The organism is Myxococcus sp. CA056, from assembly GCF_013336715.1.
GTDB classification, from domain to species: domain Bacteria; phylum Myxococcota; class Myxococcia; order Myxococcales; family Myxococcaceae; genus Myxococcus; species Myxococcus llanfairpwllgwyngyllgogerychwyrndrobwllllantysiliogogogochensis.
Map to the genome: position 1 here is coordinate 359,924 of NZ_JABUMT010000002.1, position 20,130 is coordinate 380,053.

General features: G+C 69.2%; 17 protein-coding genes. 9 read left to right on the forward strand and 8 right to left on the reverse strand.

Annotated elements, in window-relative coordinates; all coding sequences use genetic code 11:
* Positions 1-83: 83 nt before the first annotated feature.
* Both HUA76_RS09160 and HUA76_RS09165 read right to left on the reverse strand, forming a co-directional pair.
* Positions 84-1,364 carry an SO2930 family diheme c-type cytochrome gene (locus HUA76_RS09160; protein WP_141645447.1) on the reverse strand — a complete coding sequence of 427 codons (1,281 nt, stop codon included), beginning with the start codon at positions 1,362-1,364 and terminating at the stop codon, positions 84-86.
* Between the two features lie 25 nt (positions 1,365-1,389).
* The gene (locus HUA76_RS09165) at positions 1,390-2,922 is read right to left on the reverse strand and encodes a parallel beta-helix domain-containing protein (RefSeq protein WP_174460618.1); all 1,533 of its coding nucleotides are present in this window, start codon (positions 2,920-2,922) and stop codon (positions 1,390-1,392) included.
* 208 nt (positions 2,923-3,130) lie between these two features.
* Between HUA76_RS09165 and HUA76_RS09170 the strand changes: the two genes are divergently transcribed.
* From HUA76_RS09170 to HUA76_RS09185, 4 genes are all read left to right on the forward strand, one after another.
* A complete protein-coding gene (locus tag HUA76_RS09170; protein ID WP_174453789.1) occupies positions 3,131-4,081 on the forward strand; it encodes a DUF3445 domain-containing protein in 951 nt (316 codons plus the stop codon).
* 190 nt (positions 4,082-4,271) lie between these two features.
* Complete coding sequence (locus HUA76_RS09175; RefSeq protein ID WP_141645450.1) at positions 4,272-5,057, forward strand: FKBP-type peptidyl-prolyl cis-trans isomerase; 786 nt, start codon at positions 4,272-4,274, stop codon at positions 5,055-5,057.
* A gap of 112 nt (positions 5,058-5,169) precedes the next feature.
* Positions 5,170-6,000, forward strand: coding sequence for a dienelactone hydrolase family protein (locus HUA76_RS09180; protein WP_174460619.1), 831 nt, complete (start codon positions 5,170-5,172; stop codon positions 5,998-6,000).
* A gap of 116 nt (positions 6,001-6,116) precedes the next feature.
* Positions 6,117-7,415 (forward strand): alpha/beta hydrolase, encoded by a 1,299-nt coding sequence (locus HUA76_RS09185; protein WP_174460620.1) that lies wholly within the window; start codon positions 6,117-6,119, stop codon positions 7,413-7,415.
* Positions 7,416-7,424: 9 nt separating this feature from the next.
* On the opposite strand, the gene HUA76_RS09190 is transcribed toward HUA76_RS09185, so the two are convergent.
* From HUA76_RS09190 to HUA76_RS09205, 4 genes are all read right to left on the reverse strand, one after another.
* Positions 7,425-8,153 carry a CAP domain-containing protein gene (locus HUA76_RS09190; protein ID WP_174460621.1) on the reverse strand — a complete coding sequence of 243 codons (729 nt, stop codon included), beginning with the start codon at positions 8,151-8,153 and terminating at the stop codon, positions 7,425-7,427.
* A gap of 71 nt (positions 8,154-8,224) precedes the next feature.
* Entirely contained in the window at positions 8,225-8,878 is a 654-nt protein-coding gene (locus HUA76_RS09195) for a CAP domain-containing protein (protein ID WP_174460622.1), read from the reverse strand.
* 71 nt (positions 8,879-8,949) lie between these two features.
* The gene (locus HUA76_RS09200) at positions 8,950-10,296 is read right to left on the reverse strand and encodes a DUF1552 domain-containing protein (RefSeq protein ID WP_174460623.1); all 1,347 of its coding nucleotides are present in this window, start codon (positions 10,294-10,296) and stop codon (positions 8,950-8,952) included.
* Entirely contained in the window at positions 10,293-11,972 is a 1,680-nt protein-coding gene (locus HUA76_RS09205) for a DUF1592 domain-containing protein (RefSeq protein WP_371745637.1), read from the reverse strand. Before HUA76_RS09205 ends, HUA76_RS09200 begins: the two co-directional genes overlap by 4 nt.
* Before the next feature lie 263 nt (positions 11,973-12,235).
* Here HUA76_RS09205 and HUA76_RS45200 point away from each other — a divergent pair, with 263 nt between their 5' ends.
* Positions 12,236-14,392 carry a R3H domain-containing nucleic acid-binding protein gene (locus HUA76_RS45200; protein WP_254614108.1) on the forward strand — a complete coding sequence of 719 codons (2,157 nt, stop codon included), beginning with the start codon at positions 12,236-12,238 and terminating at the stop codon, positions 14,390-14,392.
* Positions 14,393-14,423: 31 nt separating this feature from the next.
* Here the strand turns inward: HUA76_RS45200 and HUA76_RS09220 are convergent, their stop codons facing one another.
* Positions 14,424-16,511: a M3 family metallopeptidase gene (locus tag HUA76_RS09220; RefSeq protein ID WP_217439512.1), complete on the reverse strand. Its 2,088-nt coding sequence runs from the start codon at positions 16,509-16,511 to the stop codon at positions 14,424-14,426.
* Between the two features lie 184 nt (positions 16,512-16,695).
* Here HUA76_RS09220 and HUA76_RS09225 point away from each other — a divergent pair, with 184 nt between their 5' ends.
* From HUA76_RS09225 to HUA76_RS09240, 4 genes are all read left to right on the forward strand, one after another.
* The gene (locus HUA76_RS09225) at positions 16,696-17,505 is read left to right on the forward strand and encodes a CheR family methyltransferase (RefSeq protein WP_174460624.1); all 810 of its coding nucleotides are present in this window, start codon (positions 16,696-16,698) and stop codon (positions 17,503-17,505) included.
* A 157-nt stretch (positions 17,506-17,662) separates the two neighbouring features.
* Positions 17,663-18,556, forward strand: a complete 894-nt coding sequence (locus HUA76_RS09230) for a hypothetical protein (protein WP_174460625.1) — start codon at positions 17,663-17,665, stop codon at positions 18,554-18,556.
* A gap of 3 nt (positions 18,557-18,559) precedes the next feature.
* A complete protein-coding gene (locus HUA76_RS09235) occupies positions 18,560-18,940 on the forward strand; it encodes a hypothetical protein (RefSeq protein ID WP_141646162.1) in 381 nt (126 codons plus the stop codon).
* Between the two features lie 12 nt (positions 18,941-18,952).
* Positions 18,953-19,513 (forward strand): hypothetical protein, encoded by a 561-nt coding sequence (locus HUA76_RS09240; protein WP_174460626.1) that lies wholly within the window; start codon positions 18,953-18,955, stop codon positions 19,511-19,513.
* Positions 19,514-19,523: 10 nt separating this feature from the next.
* Here the strand turns inward: HUA76_RS09240 and HUA76_RS09245 are convergent, their stop codons facing one another.
* Complete coding sequence (locus HUA76_RS09245) at positions 19,524-20,129, reverse strand: GNAT family N-acetyltransferase (protein WP_254614109.1); 606 nt, start codon at positions 20,127-20,129, stop codon at positions 19,524-19,526.
* Position 20,130 lies beyond the last annotated feature (1 nt).

The following is a 20,130-nucleotide window of genomic DNA, read 5'->3' on the forward strand; positions in this document are numbered from 1 at the left end:
CCTCGCGGACGCCTCTTCAAAAGGAAAGCCCCCTCCGCGCCCGGAAGGCACGAAGGGGGCTGTCAGTCGACACGCGTGTCGCCCTACTTGCAGGTGCGGGGCGTCATGGCGTCAATCCAGTCGGCGATGAGCTGCGAGCCCGCGTCGTGGCGCAGGGCGCGGCCAATCTCCGGCATCATCTTTCCCGACTCCTCGGTGTTCATGCGGTACCAGAGGATGGACGTGGAGTGGTCTCCGGGGACGATGTCGAACTCACCGCCCACGCCGTTGCCCGCGGAGCCCGGCCGCTTGCAGTGGCCCAGGCTGAACTCGTCCGTCGTCTTGATGTCCAGGAACAGCCGGCTGGTGATGCCGGGCTGCGCCTTCGGGTTGTGGCAGTGCGCGCAGTTGATATCCAGGTAGGTGCGCGCGCGAATCTCCAGGCTCGCCTCCGCCGTGTTGAAGGCGTCCGGCGCGCGAGGAATCTGGATGGCGGGAGGCAACCCCGTCAGCTTCCCGAGGTCCGCCAGGTGCTGGAGCTGGTTGAGCGTCTGTCCGTCGTAGACATGGTCCCGGTTGAGATACCGGGCCTTCACGCCGATGGGCAGCAGCTGCTGGTTGTCCTGCTCATCCACCACGTGGTGGCACTTCTGGCACTGGTTGCGCTGGGGCACCAGGTAGTCGAACTTCTTCGCCACGCCCTGGGCGTCGATGAACTCGAAGTTCTTGAACACCTTGCCGCCCACGGCCTTGTCTGCCTCCGTCAGCGCGTCATTCCAGACGTAGGGATACGCCTCCCAGCCGCCCGGCTGCCGCACCAGGATGCGCGTCTCCAGGGGGCGCACGTTCTTGTCCGGCTCCCGGAAGTCGGCGGGGAACGCGAACGTCTTGGTGATGATGGTCCCCACCGGCAAATCCAACACGTCCGACGCCGAGTACACCGCCGCCTTGCCCGCGGGCACGTACAGCGTGCGGGACTTCAGCGAGTAGTCGGAGAACAGCGGCGTGGTCAGCTCGTAGGGGATGTTGCCCGCCACGGGCTGGAAGTCGCTGGTCGCCGGGCTCCCGGTGAACAGCCCCAGCTCCGACAGCTTGTTGGGGATGGTGACGGTGCCCTCGGGCAGCCCCGCATCGGGAGTGCCCGCGTCCGTCCCCGCATCCACTCCGGCGTCGGGTTCACCGGCATCCGGTCCAGCGTCCGGCCCCGCGTCGGGTGTGGACGGAGTGCCAGAGTCACCCGCATCCGGGGTGCCGCTGTCGTGGTTCCCCGAGTCAGGCGGGTTGTCGCCGCCCGGTGGGTCATCGTTTCCACCCGAGCAGGCGGCCACCGCCGCGGCGAACAGCACCGCGGCGAGGCCCAGGCGAGTCATGTACGGCGCGCGCATGGCGAGTCAGTCCTTGAACCGCTGCTCAGGGAAGCGCCAGCGCGGGGCTGAAGCCCGAGCAGTCGAACGGCGCCACGCCCTGGTTGTAGCGGCGCGTCTCCGCCCAGGCACCCGTCGGGTCGGGCGTCGTCGCCGTGAGCTTCGCCGTCACGGCCAGCAGGTCCAGGTCCACCACGGACTCCTTCGAGGACGCCGGCAACGTGTTGTTGACGAAGCAGATGTTGACGCCGTTGGCGATGGTCTCGTTGCGCGGATACGGGTCGATGCCGTCCCACAGCACGTGCTCCACCCGCTCCACGCCGTGCACGGCCTTGCCGTAGGCGTAGAGGTTGGACATCAGGAAGCCCAGCGGACGGAGCGTCATGCTCGGCGCGCCATGGTCGATGTTGCCGCCGCTGCCACCCGTGAAGGTGTTGTCGTGGATGCTCACGTCCGCGCTGGCGAAGTTGTAGAAGGCCGCCGCCCACAGGACGGGGTTGGGCTCGATGGACAGGCCGCTGAGCACCGCGATGTCCACCGTCTCGTTGTCACCCCACGTGTTGCCCACGAACTCCACCCGGCGCGACGCCAGGATGAACGTGCCCGTGCCCGCCGGCACCTGCGACACCGTGCTGCTGCTGGTCGTCACCGACGCGAAGTTGGGGCGGTTGTTGCCGGTGATGATGTTCTTGGTGATGAGGATGTCGGTGCCCTTGATGGGGTTGCCCGGCAGGTCGAACACCACCAGACCCGTGGTGTTGTCGATGGCCGTGTTGCCCTCCACATAGGCGTACTTCGTGTTCTCGATTTCGATGCCCGCCACGTTCTTCTTCGCGATGTTGCGGCGGACGATGGTGTAGCGCGTCTGGCCCACGTAGATGCCGGCGTCGGCGGCGTTGTACGCCTCGCTGTCCTCGACGAGCACGTAGCGCGACTTCACCGGGTAGATGCCGTACTTGCCGTTGTCCGGGTTGTTCTCCTGCGCCCACTCGGTGCGGATGCGCTGGATGAACACGTTGGCGGAGTTCTCCACGCGCAGCGCGTCCTTCTTCGCGTTCCACAGCGCCAGGTCGCGCACCGTGAACAGCTTGCCAATCACGTCCATGCCGTTGGTGTTGGAGGCGGCGTTGGAGAAGTCCAGCACGGTGCTGGCGGTGCCACCGGTGCCCTCACCCTGCGCGCCCCGGCCCGCGCCGACGATGGTGATGCCGTCCTGGCGGATGGTCACCGCGTTGTCGAAGCGGAACGTGCCCGCGCCCAGCTGAATCGTGGTGCAGGGCTTGAGCTCATTGACCTCGTTCTGCAGCGCCTGCTCCTGACCCGGATTGAAGGTCACCGTCGTCCGCTGCGCGTCGGTACATGAGAACTCTGCGGGCCACACGGTACCTGAGTCAGGAGTCCCGGAGTCCGGGGTCCCCGAATCCGGCGTGCCCGAGTCCGGCACACCGGGGCCCGGGTCCGGGTTGGCGCTCGCGAACGTCCGGTCATCGTCATCATCCGAGCATGCGGGAATGGCGAGCAGACCCAGCGTGGCGACGAGCACGGCACGTGACACGCGCGAAAGCGGCAGACGGTTCATCAGGTTTCCTCCTGCGGAAAGGCGCGCCTCTTCGACTCACATGAGTGCGATGCTGAGAAGCGCGGCGAGGGATGCGCGAATACTCGTCTCCGCGCCGCCCGACCTCAAGCGTTCGGTGAGGAATTCCTCCACGCCTGGGTTTCGTGACGCGGTGCGATGTGCAATGGAATGGAGCCTGTATTTTCGCGGGTCAGGAGATGCGTCCCTCGTGCTGCCCTACTTCCCCTTCGAGCAGGACACCTATGCGACGGCACTTGGAGTACGCGCCCTGCGGGCAGGTGAAACACTCATCGAGATAGACGCACCGCATTATGCGGCTGAGCTGGCGTTGAAGGCGTCGCTGCTGCGCGAGGATTTCCGCGCGCGATTCCAGGCATTGCCAGGAACGGAGCCGCTTCAATGGGAGGTTTTGAGGCTTTTACTGACGCGCATGGCGGACGAGTCGCCCGCTCACTTCACGCGGCTCGAAGGCGAGGGCGGACGCTGGCACTGGCGCAACGCGCTGCTCGGCACGGATTCCCGCTTCGTGCCGGGAGACGCGGAAAGCCTGCCCCTGGCGCCGCTGGACTGGGTGGGCCGGCAGGTGCAGGAGGATCTGCTGGTGCTCGACGGCGCGCGTGAGGGTTTTCCGCTGGTCGCCGGCCAGCTCTGTTTTCCTTCCGGGTGGTGCCTGGACCAGAAGCTGGGCCGGCCGTTGTTGGAGGTCCACGCACCAGTGCCGCGCTTCGCCGAGCAGGTGGGTGCCGCCACGCTGCGGTTGATGGAGGGCCTCAAGCCGGGGCGCACCGTCACGCGCTGCAACTGGGCCCTCACCGTCACGGACCGGCTGTGCATGGAGCCGCGGGCGCGGGCGGAGTGGCTGCACCTCTTCGACGGCCTCACCCCCCAGAACGCCGGTGAGCGCTGCTTCCTGCGCCTGGAGCGTCAGACGCTCAGCCGCCTCCCGGAGTCCGGCGCCGTCCTCTTCACCATCCACACGTACCTGGCACCCGTCGCCGGCGAGGTGCCCACGCCCGAGCGCCGCCGCCGCCTGGCCCAGGTGCTGCGCACCGTCCCCGATGACATGAGCGGCTACAAACGCCTGGGCCCCCTGCGCGAGCCCCTGCTGGCGTACCTGGAGGCGCCCCCCACGGGTGAAGGCCCGTCCGAGTCACCCTGAGTCCGGGCGACGAAGACGCCGGGTGGAGAAATATCCCACCCAGATGGAATGAAGGCCAAAGTCTGGCGCTGTTGAGCGTCCAGGTGGTGCCGGCGAGCAGATGAACGCGCGTTTCTGTAGTAAGTCGCCCCTCCGGAACTGTGACTGGCAGCGGGTTCGCTGCCGCTGCAAGCCAAGGAAGGGCAAACACATGCGGAAGATGTGTCTGGTTGCGATGATGCTGAGCGTGGCGGCGTGCCAGCCTCAGGGTGCGAAGGATGGCAGTGCCACGGCGACGACGCCGGGCGCGGCGGCCACCCCGCAGAGCGAGGACCAGAAGACGCTGTACGCGCTCGGCCTGTCCATCGGCAAGAGCATCAGCGTGTTCGAGATGACTCCGGAGGAGCTGGAGTACGTCAAGGCGGGCCTCACCGCGCAGGTCAAGGGCGAGAAGCCCGCGGTGGAGCTGGAGACGTACGGGCCGAAGCTGCAGGAGCTGGCGCGCGCGCGCAGCACCCAGAAGGCGGAGAAGGAGAAGGAGAACTCCAAGAAGTTCCTGGACGAGGCGTCGAAGGAGTCCGGCGCGACGAAGACCGAGTCGGGTCTCGTCTACAAGGAGCTGACCGCGGGCACGGGTGATTCCCCGAAGGCCACGGACATCGTGAAGGTCCACTACAAGGGCACGCTGCCCAACGGCACGGAGTTCGACAGCTCCTACAAGCGGGGCGAGCCCACGCAGTTCCCGCTCCAGGGCGTCATCAAGTGCTGGACGGAGGGCGTGCAGAAGATGAAGGTCGGCGGCAAGGCCAAGCTGGTGTGCCCGTCCGACATCGCCTACGGCGACCGCGGCGCGCCCCCGAACATCCCGGGTGGTTCGGCCCTGGTGTTCGAGGTGGAGCTGCTGGAGATCGTCAAGCCCCCCGAGGCGCCTGCTGCTGGCGCGCCGGGTGCGCCGGGTGCTCCCGCGACGCCTCCGTCGGCCGCGCAGAAGAAGTAGTCACCTCCCTGCTCCACTCGGAGCGGGAGAGAGGAGGGCTGGCCAGGGGAATCCCTTGCCAGCCCTCTTCGTTTGGGGCGCTCGGAGCGCCACACGCCGAGGGAGGAACTCGATGCACCGTCACCTGCTGCTGTTGGGCGCGTTGTTGATGGTGGGAGGTTGCACGCGGGGCAGGCCCCACGAGGTGCTGCGCGAGCCGTCGTCCACGGGCGCGGTCTCCGAGGCTGAGTTCAAGGCGATGCACACCCTGCGCGGTGACGCGCCGCCGGAGCTCCTGGGCCAGGAGGTGGAGGTGGCCGGGACGAAGGCGTACCTGAGCCTGCCGCCCGACGCGAAGGCGCCGCTGCCCGCCGTGCTGCTCATCCACGAGTGGTGGGGCCTGAATCCTCACATCCGACACTGGGCGGATCGGCTGGCGGCCAACGGCTACGCGGCGCTGGCGGTGGACCTGTATGGCGGCAAGGTGGCCACCACGTCGGATGAGGCGCTCGCGCTGCTCAAGGCGGTGGACCCGGCGCGTGGGATGCAGGTGCTGAAGGCGGCGCACGTGTTCCTCCAGGCGGACTCGCGGGTGCGCGCGACTCGCACGGGGAGCCTGGGCTGGTGCTTCGGTGGGAGCTGGTCGCTGCATGCGGCCATGGCGATTCCGGAGCTGGACGCGGCGGTCATCTACTATGGCAACCCGGTGACGGACCCTCAGGAGCTGGCGGCCATCCGGGCGCCCCTCCTGGGCATCTTCGGGACGAAGGACGCGTCGATTCCGCCCGAGACGGTGCAAGAGTTCCGGGAGGCGTTGAACGCGGCGGGGGTGCGCCACCGCATCGTCGAGCTGGAAGGGGAGCATGCGTTCGCCAACCCGTCCGGCCAGCGCTACGACGAGCGCGCGGCGGCGATGGCCTGGGCGGAGACGTCGATGTTCTTCGAGCACCACCTGCGGCGCTGACAGGGCGCGGATGTCCAGCGGTCCACATGTGTTCGCGGGAGCGTGACGCGAGGTTGCTCCTGGGCTCCAGGTCGGCTTGAACAGGAGCACGGCTTCGGGAGGTGCGGTTGTCGAGGATGGGTGTGAGTGTCGTGGTGGGCCTGGGGCTGCTGCTCTCCGGGAGCGTGGCGCTGGCGGCGTCGCCCGTGGTGGCTGACGCGCCTCCGCCGTTCGCGGGAGCGTGGCGGCGTCCCGATGGGGGCCTGGTGCGGGTGGGCCGGGACGCGTCGTCTGCCTTCTTGATGGACTTCGCCTCGCGGCGGCGTTGGCGGCTGGAGCCTCGGGGCGAGGGGTTGTGGTCGCTGGAGGGCAGCCGGCCCGCGGCGCTGGCCGTGTGGCGCGCGCCGACGTTGACGTTGAGCGGAGTGGCCGCCGGGGCGCTCGTGCTGGAGCCCGTGCCGGTGCGCACCGAGGAGCTCTCGTTGCGCAGCGGCGACGTCACCTTGTCCGCGACGCTGTGGTTGCCGGCGGGAGGGCCGCCCCGGCACGCGGTGGTGCTGCTGCACGAGGCGGGGCAGGGCACGCGCGAGTCGCTGGAGCCCTATCCGGCGTTCCTCGTCGAGCAGGGGCTCGCGGTGCTCACGTTCGATGCGCGAGGCACGGGGCGCTCCACGGGGGACAGTCAGCCGTGGGAGTCCGGGGTGCGGGAGCGGGCGGTGGATGGGTTGGTGGCGGCGCGGCTGTTGCGGGAGCGGGTGGCGCCGGGTGGCGCGGTGGGGTTGATGGGTTTTGGCCAGGGCGCGTGGACGGCGGTGAGCGCGGCGGCGCAGTCGCCGGAGGACGTGGGGTTCCTGGTGCTGGTGTCCGGAGGGGGCGGCGCGGTGTGGAAGCAGGAGCAGCACCGCATGCGCAACGAGGGTCGGCGGCGGGGCCTCACGGGGCCGGAGCTGGTGGACCTGACGGAGTTCCTCGACGTGCTGTACGACGCGCGCCTGTACACGGACGAGGGCGCGGCGCGTGCGTTGAAGACGCTCGACTTCCAGCTCCAGCGGGCCAAGCGCAAGCGTTGGTATGCGGTGACGGCGATGCCGCCCTTCAAGGGCCTGCCGGTGGCGCGCTTCCTGGACGTGCAGCGCAAGATGTGGCGCAACGTGTTGTCCTACGACGCGGCGGAGGACCTGCGGCGGGTGCGCGGGCCGGTGCTCGCGCTCCTGGGCGAGCGCGATGAGACGACGCCCGCTTCGCTCACGGCGCGCGCGCTGAATCGCGGGCTGAAGCTGCGGCCCGGCGCGCCGGGAAGGGCGCTGGTGAAGGTGATTGCTCGCGCGGACCACTGGCTCGCGGAGCCGGCGCGGGAGGACCAGCCGGGAGTGGAGGTGGTGACGAGCGATGCGCTCGACACCCTCTCCGCGTGGCTTCGCGCGCTGGAGCGCTGAGGGCCAGACTCAGTACGGCCGCTGGCCCGAGTAGTTGCCCGGGGGCGCGTAGTTACAGACCCAGAGCTGCCACGTGGGAAACTGGCTGCCCCAGGGCGAGTTGATCGTGCACACCTGCGTGGCGCAGCCCACGCGCTTCGTGTTGCGCCACACCACCTGCGTGTAGTGGCCGCACATCTTGCCGCTCGTGCACGTGTTGTTCGCGTAGTTGTAGTCCTTGACCTCGCTGCTCCAGCCCTCCACCACGTTCCGGGTGGACATGGAGTTCGGCGTGGCGGCGGTGAGGTTCTCGCCGTAGCTGCCACGGTCGGGGTTGTGCTCGAACTTGCACTTCGCCGCATACGCCTTCGCGACGTTCTCCGCCGCCGTGTCCCAGGTGAGTGGGTCCAGCGCGGGGCTCGGCGTGGGCTGTGCGGCGGCGCGGGTGGCGTTGTGTCCCGCGAGCATGTCCTGGGCGAACGGCGACAGCGTGCCAGAGCCCGAGTCGGGTGTGCCCGAACCAGAGTCCGGCGTACCAGAGCCCGAGTCAGGTGTGCCCGAACCGGAGTCCGGCGTACCGGAACCCGAGTCAGGTGTGCCCGAACCGGAGTCCGGCGTGCCAGAACCCGAGTCGGGAGTGCCGGAGTCTCCGGTGTCCGGGCCGTCATCGTCCGGCTCATCCGAGCCGCAGCCGGCACCGGCGAGCCAGGCCACGAGGAGACCGCAGGTCAGCAGAGGTCGGACGAGGGAGCGGTTCATGGCGCGGATTATCCGCCGCCCTCGCCACGTCCGAAAGGGTGTGCGGACCGCGTACCCACGGGCAGCCCGACTCAGTAGGGCCGCTGTCCGACGAAGTTTCCGGGCGGCGTGTAGTTGCACACCCAGAGCTGCCACGTGGGGAACTGGCTGCCGAAGGGCGAGTTCTTCTTGCACAGCACCGTGGCGCAGCCGACCGCGCCCGTCTTGCGCCACACCACCTGCGTGTAGTGGCCGCACACCTTGCCCTTCTTGCAGGTGTTGCGCGCGTGGTCGTAGTCCGCGACTTCATCCGCCCAGCTCTTCACCACCTGTCGTGTCCCCCACGCATCCGGAGTGGCGGCGGCCAGGTTCTCCCCGAAGTCACCCCGGTCGGGGTTGTGGTCGAACTTGCACGCCTTCGCCCACGAGGCGGCCTGTCGCGCGGCGTCCTCGGACCAGACGAGCGGCGGAAGCGAAGGCTTCGGTGTCGGCCGAGCCTGCGCGCGGGCCTCGTTGTGCGCCTCCACCATGTCCCGCGCGAAGTCCTTCGCGGGGGACGGCGTGGGGCGCGACTCCTGGGGCGTGCCGCGCGCGGACGTCTGCTGCCCCCGGGACGCGGTGGTCGCGGCGCGCGGGGCCGTCGAGGACTTGCGCTGCCCCGACTTGGAGGTGGCCGGGACGCAGCTGAGCGGAAGGACGAGCAGGACGAGGAGAGGCCAGCGAAGCGCGAGGGAAGACGGACGCATGACGAGAATGATGCGTCAGGACTCCCACGCGTGCATGTGACGTTGAATCCCCGCGTCCGCGAGGTCGGCGTCTACCCCCCGAGCCCCGCCAGCTCGCCCGTGCCATCCGCGCCGAAAGTGGTGACGTTGGGGACGCCCATGGCCCGCATCATGGAGATGTAGAGGTTCGCGATGGGCATGCCCGGTGCGCGCAGATGCCGGTCCGTCCCGATGGCTCCACCCCCCTTGCCCGCGAGGAGCACGGGCAGGTTCCGGTGGATGTGCGCGTTGCCGTCCTCGACCTCGCTGGTGAAGTACACCAGCGAGCTGTCGAGCAGCGACGCGCCTGGTCCATCCTGGGACTCCTTCAGACGCCGCACGAGGTAGGCGTACTGCTCCACCTCCCACCGGTCGATGCGCGCCAGGGCGTCGTAGTTGGACTGGACGTACTGGTGATGCGAGTAGGCGTGGTGTCCGCCGCTGAGTCCCAAAAAGCCATACACCTTGTTGCTGCGCGCGTTGGCCATCATGAAGGTCGCGACGCGGGTGAGGTCGCATTGGAAGGCGAGGACGATGAGGTCCATCATCGCCTTCGTCTTGGTGCGCGGGTCTTCGTCTTCGCTGGGGGCGACCTGGCTTCCACACGTGATGCCTTGCTGGCCCAGGGCCTCCATCTGCTTCTCCAAATCGCGCACGCTGGTGAAGTACTCATCGAGCTTGCGGCGGTCCGTGGCGCCGAGCTGCTTCTGGAGCGTGGTGGCGTCCTCGCGAACGAAGTCGATGATGCTCAGGCCGTAGGCGCGGCGCTTCTCTATCTGGGCCTGCGTCGTCCCGGGGTCGACGCCCGCGAAGAGTCGGTCGAAGACAGCCTTGGGGCGAGCCTCCTTGGCCATGGGCGTGCGGGGCCCTGCCCAGGAGATGTTGTTGGCGTAGGGGCATGCGTAGCCGGAGTCGCAGTTGCCGATGCCTCGGCCCGCGTCGTTGCCCAGCTCCAGCGAGGGATAACGCGTGGCCTTCTGTTGGGCCAGGTGGTTGGCGATGACCTGGTCCATGGAGATGCCCGCGTGGAAGTCGGTGCCCTCCGTCTTGAAGGCCTTGGTGCAGGACAGGAGCGCGGCGGTGCCCGCGGCGTGGTGCCCGTCTCCGTCCGGCCTGCCGGAGTCGTTGGCGAGCCCGCTGATGACGAGCACGTCGCTCTTCACGGGCGCCAGCGGCTGGAGCGATGGCGTCAGCTCCCAGGTGGCGCCGGTGCCTGTCGGTGTCCACTTCTGCATGTGAATGCCATTGGGCACGTAGAAGACCGCCAGTCGGCGGGCGGTGGGCAGGGCCTCAGCGGCGCGCGCGGTGCCGGGCACCATCCGCTCCAGCAGGGGGAGCGCCATCAGCGCGCCCGCGCCGCGCAGCAGGGTCCGACGGGACAGTGACAGCTTCTTGCTCATGGTGACTGGGCCTCCGGGTCTCCCCGTCGGGAGGTGAAGTGGTCGCTGAGGACGATGGCGAGGATGTAGTCACTGAGGCGTCCGCCGCTGGCCTCCGCCGTCGCGGCGATTTCCCTCACCGCGCAGTGGTCGGCCTCCGCCATGCCTCGGCCGAGCGCGTAGGTGAGCAGGTGCTCGGTGAAGCAGGAGGGCAGCTTCGGGTCCTCCTTGATGAAGCGCCGCATGTCCACGCTGCCGTTGAGCACGGTGCCGTCGGGCAGGTCTCCGGTGGCGTCCACGGGCGCGCCGCTGACCTCGTTCAGCCGCCAGCGGCCGATGGGGTCATAGTTCTCCAGCGAGAGTCCCAGCGGGTCCATCATCCGGTGACAGCCCTGGCACTGGGGTAGGCTGCGGTGCAGCGCCATGCGCTCCTTCATCGTCATGTGAGGATTCACGGGGGGCGGCAGGCCCTCCACGTTCGGCGGCGGCGGTGGCGGCGCGGAGCACAGCAGCTGCTCCAGCACCCAGACGCCGCGCTGCACGGGCGAGGTGCGGTCCGAATTGGAGGTGACGGTGAGCAGTGAGCCGTGGCCGAAGATGCCCTGGCGTTCCGGATGACCGGAGAGGTCCACGCGTCGCGGTGTGCCGCTGCCGGGTGGGGGCAGGCCGTAGTGGGTGGCGAGCGCGTCGTTCACGAAGGTGAAGGGCGCGTCGATGAGGTCCCTCAGCTTGTGGTCGCCGGTGATGAACTCCTGGAAGACCAGCTCGGTCTCCTGGCGCATGGCCTCGCGCAGCTTTTCGTTGAAGGCGCCGTAGAGCGCGGGGTCTGGCTCCGCCGAGTTGAGCGCGCGGGTGAACAGCCACTGTCCCGCGAAGTTGCTCACCAGGGCCTGGGCCTTCGGGTCCGCGAGCATGCGGTGCATCTGGGCTTCCAGCTCCGCGGGCGTGCGCAGCTTGCCTTGCTCGGCGGCCTGGAGGAGCGGCTCGTCCGGCATGCTGCTCCAGAGGAAGTAGGAGAGGCGGCTGGCCAGCTCGAAGTCGTCGAGCCGGCGCGGCGTGGCGGAGGTCGGCTCCGGGTCCTTCTCCACGCGGAAGAGGAAGTGGGGCGACACGAGCACTGTGCGCAGGGCGAGCTTCACGCCTGCCTCGGGCGTGTCTCCCTGTTGCTTCGCGAGCGTGAGGGCGCGCAGCAGCCGGTCCACCTCCTCGGAAGTCACGGGGCGGCGCCAGGCGCGGCGAGCGAAGCGCGAGACGATGTCGCGGGCACAGGGCTCGGGATTGATGGCGTCCAGTGCGCAGGTGCGCAGCTTGCCCTGGGCCCAGGCGGTCTCCACGAGCTTCTCCGCCGCCGTGGCGTACTTCTCCAGGAGGAGGGGAGACAGGCTGAGGACATCCGCGTTGTTGTCGAAGCCGTAGCCGTGGTCGTCGGTCGGGAAGTCGCGGGCGGGGCGGGTGGTGTCGCCCAGCAGGTCGCGCACGGTGGCGTCGTACTCGGCGCGGTTGAGGCGGTGCAGGGTGACGCGGCCGGGGTCACCGGAGACGTTCTCGCACTCGTCATTCTGGGTGTGGGGATTGTCCTGGTCGGGGAGGACGCGAGCCTTGGGCAGTGAGTCGCCCTTGCAGCCGGCGAGCAGCAGCATGCAGCCCGCGCTCGCGAGCCAGTGCCCGAGCCTTCGTTCGTGAGGCCTGGAAGTCACGTCCTCAACCCCTTTCGCAGCGCCGCGCCTGGCGGAATCCGGTCGGGGCAAAGCAAGACGCTCACCAAGGCTTCGCGATGGGCAGTGAACGCGGAGGGCGTCCTGGGGGGCGGGGTGGACGGGTGGGGACCGTGCTCGCCTGGGTCGCGGAAGGGATGTGGGGGTGAAGAGGGTTTCCCTGGGTGGGCACCGGGTGGCCGAGCACGAGGGGATTCGTGGGGGGCATGGAAGCGGCCTCGAGGCTCCGGTAGAGGAGACGCGCCATGACTTCATCGCGTGCCGATGCCGCCGTTGCTGACGACTTCCTGTTGCTGGTGGACGTGCTGCCAGAGGGGTTGAGGGAGGGCGTGCGGGCGCTTGCTGTCTCGGGGGTGTTGGAGGTGGTGCTGGATTTGGGGCGAGCGCCCGAGGCGCGGCTGGTGGACCGGGTGGTGCGGCTGCGAGAGGCGTTGGTGGGGCCCGAGGATTTGCAGCAGGTGTTGGAGCGGGTGGGGGCGCCGGGGGAGGACAACCGGGCGGGCATCGAGCGGACGTTGCATCGCGTCTCGGCCATCCGGAATCGGCGGAGGCGGGGGGGGGGGGTGACGCTGCGGGTGGGGCGGGCGGTCTACGGCACCATCGACATGTTGAAGGACCTCATCGGCTCGGGGCGCAACCTGTTGCTCCTGGGGCGGCCCGGGGTGGGGAAGACGACGAAGCTGCGCGAGGTGGCGCGCGTGCTCGCCGATGACCTGGGCAAGCGGGTGATGGTGGTGGACACGTCGAACGAGATTGGCGGGGACGGGGACGTGCCGCATCCGGGCATTGGTGGGGCGCGGCGGATGCAGGTGTCTCGGCCGGACCGGCAGCACGACGTGATGATCGAGGCGGTGGAGAACCACATGCCCGAGGCCATCATCGTGGATGAGATTGGGACCGCGGCGGAGGCGTCGGCGGCGAGGACCATCGCGGAGCGGGGCGTGCAGTTGGTGGCGACGGCGCATGGCAACACGCTGGAGAACCTGGTGCTGAACCCCACGCTGTCGGACCTCGTGGGCGGGGTGCACACGGTGACGCTGAGCGACGATGAGGCACGGCGTCGGCGCACGCAGAAGACGGTGAGCGAGCGCAAGGCGCCGCCCACGTTCGACATCGTGGTGGAGATGGTGAGCCGCGACGAGGTGCGCGTGCACGCGGACACCGCGGATGCGGTGGACCGGTTGCTGGCCGGCAAGGACGTGGGTGGCGAGCGGCGAAGGCAGGACGCAGTGACGGGGCGCGTGGAGGTGGAGCCGGCGAAGGCGTTGCCTCCAGTGGAGTTGGGGCGAGGCCCGATGGTGAGACGTCCGGTGGGGACGGGCTCGGGAGCGGAGCGGCCCGCGGCGCGTGCTGTACCAATGGGCGTCACGAGGCCCGCTGGCGAGGGAGGCGCGCTGCGTGAGTCGAGGATGGGGTTGCCCTCGGAGATGGGAGTCACGCAGCCCGCTGGCGAGGGAGGCGCGCTGCGCGGTCAGCCCTCGGAGACGGGCGTCACGCAGCCCGCTGGCGAGGGAGGCGCGCGCCGCGAGCCAAGGACAGGACGCATCTTGGAGACGGGCGTCACTCAGTCCGCTGGCACGGAGGAGAGTTCGCACGCGGATGACACACGCCGAAGCGAGCACCTGGTGGGTGAGGACGACGAAGCCTCGCTGGATGATGAGGAAGTGACGGGCGCTCATGCCGGGACGGAGCAATCCGTCGCGCCCCCCATGCCGCTCACGGAAGCGGATGCCGAGCGTCACACGCGAGCTGGCGTCACTGCGCTGGGCATCGGCTCGCCGGACTCTCGGAGCACGATGGGCGCCTCGATGCCTTCCGCGTCACGGCCCACGCGCTTCGCTCCGCGCCGTGCCGATGACTCCCCTGGCGCATGGCCCGCCGAGGAGCCCAAGGGGCTCACGCGCCTCTATCCGCACGGCGTGAATCGAGACCTGCTGCTCCGGGTGCTGCGCGAGCTGCCGGTGGAGGTCCGGTTGGTAAGCCGACTGGAGTCCGCGGACCTGGTGGTGACGCTGCGCTCGCGCGCGAACGACCCGAGGATGCGACGGGTGGTGGCGAAGACGGGCGCGCGGGTGGAAGCGGTGAAGCGCGCCAGTTCGACGGAGTTGCGTCGGGCGCTGAAGGGTTTCTTCAACGTGCTGGAGGGCGTGGACGAGGAAGAAGTCCGAGACGCCATCGCGGAGGCCGAGCACGCGGTGAAGCGGGCCTTGGGTGAAGGCATCTCGGTGGCCTTGTCGCCGCGCCAGTCCCGGGTGCGCAAGCTCCAGCATCGCCTGGTGAGCCGCTATCCGCTGGAAGCGGTGAGCCACGGCAGCGAGCCCTCGCGGCACCTGGTCATCTACCCGCTGGGAGCGGAAGTCGAAGCCGCGCTCGCGAAGGAAGACCTCGAGGGGAGCCCGTGACACACGGGCTCCCCGGGAACAGCTCTCGCGGCTACTTCGCCGCGTCCACGTAGGCGCGGTACGCCTCGAAGCCGTAGTCACGGCCGAGGAAGTCCTTCACCAGCTCCGCGGCGGGCTTGGAGCCACCGGGCTCCAGCACGGTGCGGCGGTACTTCATCGCCGTCTCACGGTCCAGGTACCCGTTCTTCTGGAACTCCGTCTCCAGGTCCTTCGCGATGACCGAGGACCACAGGTACGTGTAGTACGCCGCCGAGTACCCATCCAGATGCCCGAAGGCGAGCTCGAAGTGCGTGCCCGGACGGTGCTCGTGCTTGAACGGGCTGAGCTTCGTCTGCTGCTCCACCAGCGCCGTCGTCGTGTCGAAGCCCGGCTTGCGCGAGTAGTAATCCAGGCTCACCGCCGACAGGAACAACTGCCGCCGCGCCCACAGGCCCTTGCCGAACTCCTTCGACGCGTTCAGCTTCTCCACCATCTCCGCGGGAATCGCCGCCCCCGTCTGGTGGTGCTTCGCGAACTCCTTCAGCACCTGCGGATTGCCCGCCCATTGCTGGAGCAGCATCGACGGCGTCTCCACGAAGTCCCACTCCGTGCGGATGCCGGTGATGCCACTCCACTGCTGCTTGCCGGAGAACACCGCGTGCAGCAGGTGGCCGAACTCGTGGAAGAACGTCTCCACCTCGTCGTGCGTCATCAGCTCGCCCGGCCGCGCGAAGTTGCACACCAGGGTGCCTTCCGGCAGCCGCTTGCCGGCCTGACCCGACGCCAGGTCGAACTGCGCCGCGTGCTTGTACTTGTCGTCGCGCGGATGCATGTCCAGGTAGATGCGGCCCAGGAGCGTGCTCCCCTCGAGCACGTCATAGGCCTCCACCTCCGGGTGCCACACCTTCGCGTCGTCGGCGCGGCGGTACGTAATCCCCCAGATGCGCGAGGTGATGTCCATCACCCCCGCCTTCACCCGGCCATACTCCAGATAGGGCCGCACCTCTTGCGAGTCGAACCCGAAGCGCTCCGCGCGCAGCCGGTCCTCGTAGTAGTCCTGGTCCCACGGCTCGAGCGTCTTCGCGTTCGGGACGTCCTTCTTCTTGCGGGCCAGCAGGTCCGCGAACTCCTGCTTCGCGCGCGCCTGGGTGGCCGCCGCCAGCCGGTCGATGAAGTCCGACGCCGCCTGCTGCGTGCGCGTCATCTTCGTCTCGGTGGTGTACGCGGCCCAGCTCGGATAGCCCAGCAGCGTGGCCAGCTCGTAGCGCTTGGCGATGAGCTGCGACAGGACCTCCTGGTTGCCGGGGAACGCGCGCTGACGGTAGGTGCGCCACAGCTTCTCGCGCGCCTTGCCGTCCTTCGCGTACGTCATGAAGGGGAAGTAGTCCGGGTAGTTGGTGGTGATGACCACCTTGCCGTCCTTCCCCACCGGGTGCGTCTTCACGTAGTCCTCGGGCAGCCCGTTGAGCTCCTTCGGCGTGAGGGACACCTGGCGCACGCCCTCGGCGATGTTCTTGCCGAACTGCTGGCCCAGCTTGAGCAGCTCCTCGTTCAGCGACTTCACCCTGGCGCGCGTGGCGTCGTCGCGGTCCACGCCGGCGCGACGGAAGTCCAGCAGCGTGCGCTCCATCCAGTACTTCGTCGGCCCGTCCGCCTGCGACAGGTCCACGGCGGACAGGGCGTCATAGACGCCGCGGTCCTGCGAGATATCCACGTTGGTGGTGTCCACGCGCTGCTCGCACTCGCGGGCGGAGTCGCGGAAGGCCGGCAGCGGGTGGACCTCGCGGGCGAGGCTGGAGCGGTTGGCCGCGGAGACGAGCGAACCCGTCGCCTCGTCATACGCCGCGAGGACCGCCTTGCCGTCCTTGCGCGCGTCCAGCTTCTTCAGCGCCGTGATCTGGCCCTGGGCCCGCTCGATGTCGGCGGTGCACGCGGCGCTGAACGCCTCCGCGGTGCCGGAGAGCACGTCGGCCGTGCGAGGCGGAGGAAGCGGCTGAGGGGCGGGCGCGGCCTCCTGAACGGGCGCGGCGGGCGCGGCGGCCTGCTCGGGAGGGGTGGTCGGCTCGGTGGCCGCGGTGCCATGCGTACAGCCGACCGCCGCCAGGGCCGCCGACAGGGTGAGCGCAGTGAGTCTCTTCAAGGGCAGATTCCTCCAGGTTCCAACGCAAACGCCGGAGCGTCATGCCACATCCCGGCCTGCTTCGCTCGCCCGTCCCCCGGCGTGCCTGACATTCTCCGGGTGGGCTCGCCAGCGCGGGCAGGAGGCATACGGTGGTGGTGACGTTGACGGGGTTGGAGAGTGGACACATGAGCGGGAGCGCGCGGTGAAGGACGACGACTGCACGGAGCTGCTGCGGTGGGCCGCGCCCCGGCTGCGATTGCGGCTGGAGGGGTTCCACCGGGTGCGCGGGCAGGTCTGCAAGCGCCTGGGCCGAAGGCTCCATGCGCTGGGGCTCCCGCACCTCGCCGCGTATCGCGAACGGCTGGATTCGGACCCAGAGGAGTGGGCCGTGCTGGACGCGCTCTGTCGCGTCACCATCTCCCGCTTCTACCGCGACGCGCGCGTCTTCGATGCGCTGCGGGACGAACTGCTCCCCGCGCTCCTCGAGTCGTCCCCCGTGTTGCGAGTCTGGAGCGCGGGCTGTGCCTCCGGCGAGGAGCCCTACACCGTGAGCATCCTCTTCCGGCGGGGCCTCCTGCCGCACTTTCCGCGGGCGCGGTTGGAGCTGGTCGCCACGGAGGCTGACGGGGCCCTGCTCACCCGGGCCCGAAGGGGCTGCTATCCGCGCGGCACCTTGCGCGAGCTTCCGGCCGACTGGCGGACCGAAGCCTTTCCTGGCTCGGACACCGAGCCATGTCTCACCCCCGAGTACCGTGACGGTCTCATTTTCCTCCATGAAGACTTGCGAGCCCGCATGCAGGAGGGGCCGTTCCACCTCGTGTTGTGTCGCAACGTCGCCTTCACGTACTTCGCGCCGTCGCTCCAGCGCGAGGTGCTCGCGGGGCTCGTGGCTCGGCTCGCGCCAGGAGGATTGCTCGTCATCGGCACCCGGGAGTCCCTTCCGGAAGGGGGTGTGGACCTGGAGCGCGTCGCGGGTGCGCTGCCAGTCTTCCGTGTGCCTGTCTCACGCTGAAGTCTGGGCCGGGTCCCTCTGCACCCGTGAGACATCCAGGTGTTTCACGCGGGGATGGATGAGCCGTGACGCACCCGGCCTTGAGTGAGCGAGGAGCGCCCGGTACCACCGCTTGTCTTTCGGGGCCAAGTCCCCTGGCCGGAGGGAATGCAACGGTATGCGCAAGGCGCTCTGTGCGGTCGCGACGTTGATGCTGTGGGCCTGTGGTGGTTCTGGCGGCGGTGAGACGGTTCAGTCTCGGCAGGAGGGGCTGACGCTGTCCTCGGAGACGGGCGACACGCGTGGCACCTTCGCTCGGGACGGAGGCGAGGTTTCCTTCTCCGCGCGAGAGGTGGAGCCCGGTGTCTACCGGCTGGAGGTGCGGCTGAGAGGAATGACGCTCGCGGGTCTGCTGGACCCGGCCAGCGGTGTGTCGACGATGGATGGCTTCGCGGACGAGGGCGCGGCGGACACGCAGTTGACGGACGTGGACCGCGAGCTGTTGTCGGCGTTCTACGACGCGCTGAGCGCCCAGCTGCCCACGGGTGACGCGGCGGCTCCGGAGGCGATGTATCTGCGGCGCGCGGTGGGCCTGTGGGCGCAGCATCCGTCCACCGTGGAGCTCCAGCGCACGGTGATGGGCGAGCAGGGCCGTGGCTACACCATGCTGTGCAGCTATGCGCGCTGCAATGGCAAGAACACCGGCAGCTGCGGCGGCGTCTACAACTGGTACTCGTATGCGAAGCACGACTGCAACAAGGGTGGCTTCAGCTACGCGGGCAACCAGCAGATTGCCCAGCTCGGTGACCACACGTCGTGCGGCGGGGATGAGTTCTACCTGAGCGGCAGCTCCTGGCTGTGCGGCGAGCCGGACCACTGGTCCCGCCCGAAGGTGATGGGCAACTGCTTCGGCCGCTGCGGCGGTGGCTGTGGGGGTGACACCCAGTACACGCTGGATGCGACGAACCACGACGGCTGCGTGCGCAACGGCCACGTCCTGGCGAGCGCCTGGTGTGATGACCAGTTCGTGTCCGCCACGGACGACGAGCTGTTCGCCTCCAACTGCTACTGAGACATGCGCATCCGTCGTGGCAGCAGGGGCGTGTGGGTGAGCGGGGCCGTGTGGGCCCTGCTCGCGTGTTCGTCCACGGCCTCGAAGACGGAGGCCGCGGAGGAGACGGTGCGGCGCTTCTTCGAGGCGCTTCCCTCGGAGGACTGCGCGGTGCTGGGGCCGCTGCTCGCCACCGGGGGAAGCATGCGTCCGTGTGAGGAGGCCGTGCGCGAGATGCACGAGCACGGCCTGTCGCTTGTCGGTATCGTCGAGTCCAAGCTGGACGGACGGGATTCGGACGCGGTGCTGGTGCGGGCGCGAATCGCGCGTGACGGCGAGGTGGGCAAGGAGCCGTGGTTGTTGCGCGTGGAGCGTCAGGCCGGCGGCTGGCGCGTGCGTTTCTGAAGAGGGCGAGCGATGAAGACTCGATACCGACTGATGCTGATGGCGGCAGTGGCGCTAGGCGTGGCCGTGTCGCTGGGCCTGCTGTGGCGCTCGTCCCCTTCCGAGGCTCCCGAGGTGATGGAGGAGGCTGCCTCCGCGCCGCCTCCGTCATCGCCCGTGCCGACTCCCACCGTGGCTGCTGCGGTGCCCCGTCCCGAGTCCCCTCCGGAGCCCCAGGCGGCTCCACGTGACGCCACCGTGGTGGCACTGCGGCCCGGGGATGTGGCGCCGGAGCCGGAGGTGGCGAATCCTCCGCCGCAGACGAATGACGAGCTTCAGCCGGAGCTGCCCCAGACAGCGCAGTGGAAGCTGGAGAAGACGACGCACATCACCGCGCTGCTGGGGCGTGATGTGGAGCGGCTGGAGCACGAGCGGGAGCTGGCGGAGGCTCGGGGAGACTCGGGGCGCGTTCACCAGCTCGAGACCCTGCTCAAGCGTCATCATGGTCGACTGGTGGGACTGCGCGAGGAACTCCGCACGCTGACCGAAGCGGCGGCGGCGGAGGCCGCTCGGGAAGGACGCCCGGCTCCGTGAATGCCGTCGCTCACTCCGTCGCGTTGAACGCGTCGTGGTAGGTCACCTGCGCGACGGGCCAATGGCCGGTGAAGGAGACCGCCTGGAAGTATTCGGCGGGCACGTCGGGCAGCACCAGGCCCGGTCGAGGCAGGAAGCCGAAGCGCTGGTAGAAGGCCGGGTCGCCGAGCAGCACGCAGCCCGAGGCGCCGAGGGCGCGCAGTTCAGCCAGCGCGGACGTCATGAGCCGGGCGCCGATGCCCTGGCCGTGGCGCTCGGGCAGCACGGAGATGGGCCCCAGGCCGTACCAGCCCTCCTCTCCGGACGAGAGGCGAACGGGTGAAAGGGCGACATGACCGACGATGACACCATCGTCCTCAGCGACCAGGGACACGGACAGCATTCCGGCCCGTCGGAGCGCGTTGACGATGAATTGCTCGGTGTGGCTCGTGTGCGGGGCGTCCAGGAACGCGGCGGTGGTGAGGCGCTCGATGGTGGCGCTGTCGGCGGGAGTCTCGGGTCGAATCGACAAGGGCATCGGGGTTCCTCGGGGCTGGGCTTCGCCGGAGAGGGCACCGTGCACCGACTGATGCTCGATTGCCACATCCACCGAGCCAACGCTGTCGAACGACGACATC

Coding starts and splice junctions, on each gene's coding strand:
- HUA76_RS09160 (WP_141645447.1), bottom strand. CDS start 1,364: ATGCGCGCGCCGTACATGACTCGCCTGGGCCTCGCCGCGGTGCTGTTC.
- HUA76_RS09165 (WP_174460618.1), bottom strand. CDS start 2,922: ATGAACCGTCTGCCGCTTTCGCGCGTGTCACGTGCCGTGCTCGTCGCC.
- HUA76_RS09175 (WP_141645450.1), top strand. CDS start 4,272: ATGCGGAAGATGTGTCTGGTTGCGATGATGCTGAGCGTGGCGGCGTGC.
- HUA76_RS09180 (WP_174460619.1), top strand. CDS start 5,170: ATGCACCGTCACCTGCTGCTGTTGGGCGCGTTGTTGATGGTGGGAGGT.
- HUA76_RS09185 (WP_174460620.1), top strand. CDS start 6,117: ATGGGTGTGAGTGTCGTGGTGGGCCTGGGGCTGCTGCTCTCCGGGAGC.
- HUA76_RS09190 (WP_174460621.1), bottom strand. CDS start 8,153: ATGAACCGCTCCCTCGTCCGACCTCTGCTGACCTGCGGTCTCCTCGTG.
- HUA76_RS09195 (WP_174460622.1), bottom strand. CDS start 8,878: ATGCGTCCGTCTTCCCTCGCGCTTCGCTGGCCTCTCCTCGTCCTGCTC.
- HUA76_RS09200 (WP_174460623.1), bottom strand. CDS start 10,296: ATGAGCAAGAAGCTGTCACTGTCCCGTCGGACCCTGCTGCGCGGCGCG.
- HUA76_RS45200 (WP_254614108.1), top strand. CDS start 12,236: ATGACTTCATCGCGTGCCGATGCCGCCGTTGCTGACGACTTCCTGTTG.
- HUA76_RS09230 (WP_174460625.1), top strand. CDS start 17,663: ATGCGCAAGGCGCTCTGTGCGGTCGCGACGTTGATGCTGTGGGCCTGT.
- HUA76_RS09235 (WP_141646162.1), top strand. CDS start 18,560: ATGCGCATCCGTCGTGGCAGCAGGGGCGTGTGGGTGAGCGGGGCCGTG.
- HUA76_RS09240 (WP_174460626.1), top strand. CDS start 18,953: ATGAAGACTCGATACCGACTGATGCTGATGGCGGCAGTGGCGCTAGGC.
- HUA76_RS09245 (WP_254614109.1), bottom strand. CDS start 20,129: ATGTCGTCGTTCGACAGCGTTGGCTCGGTGGATGTGGCAATCGAGCAT.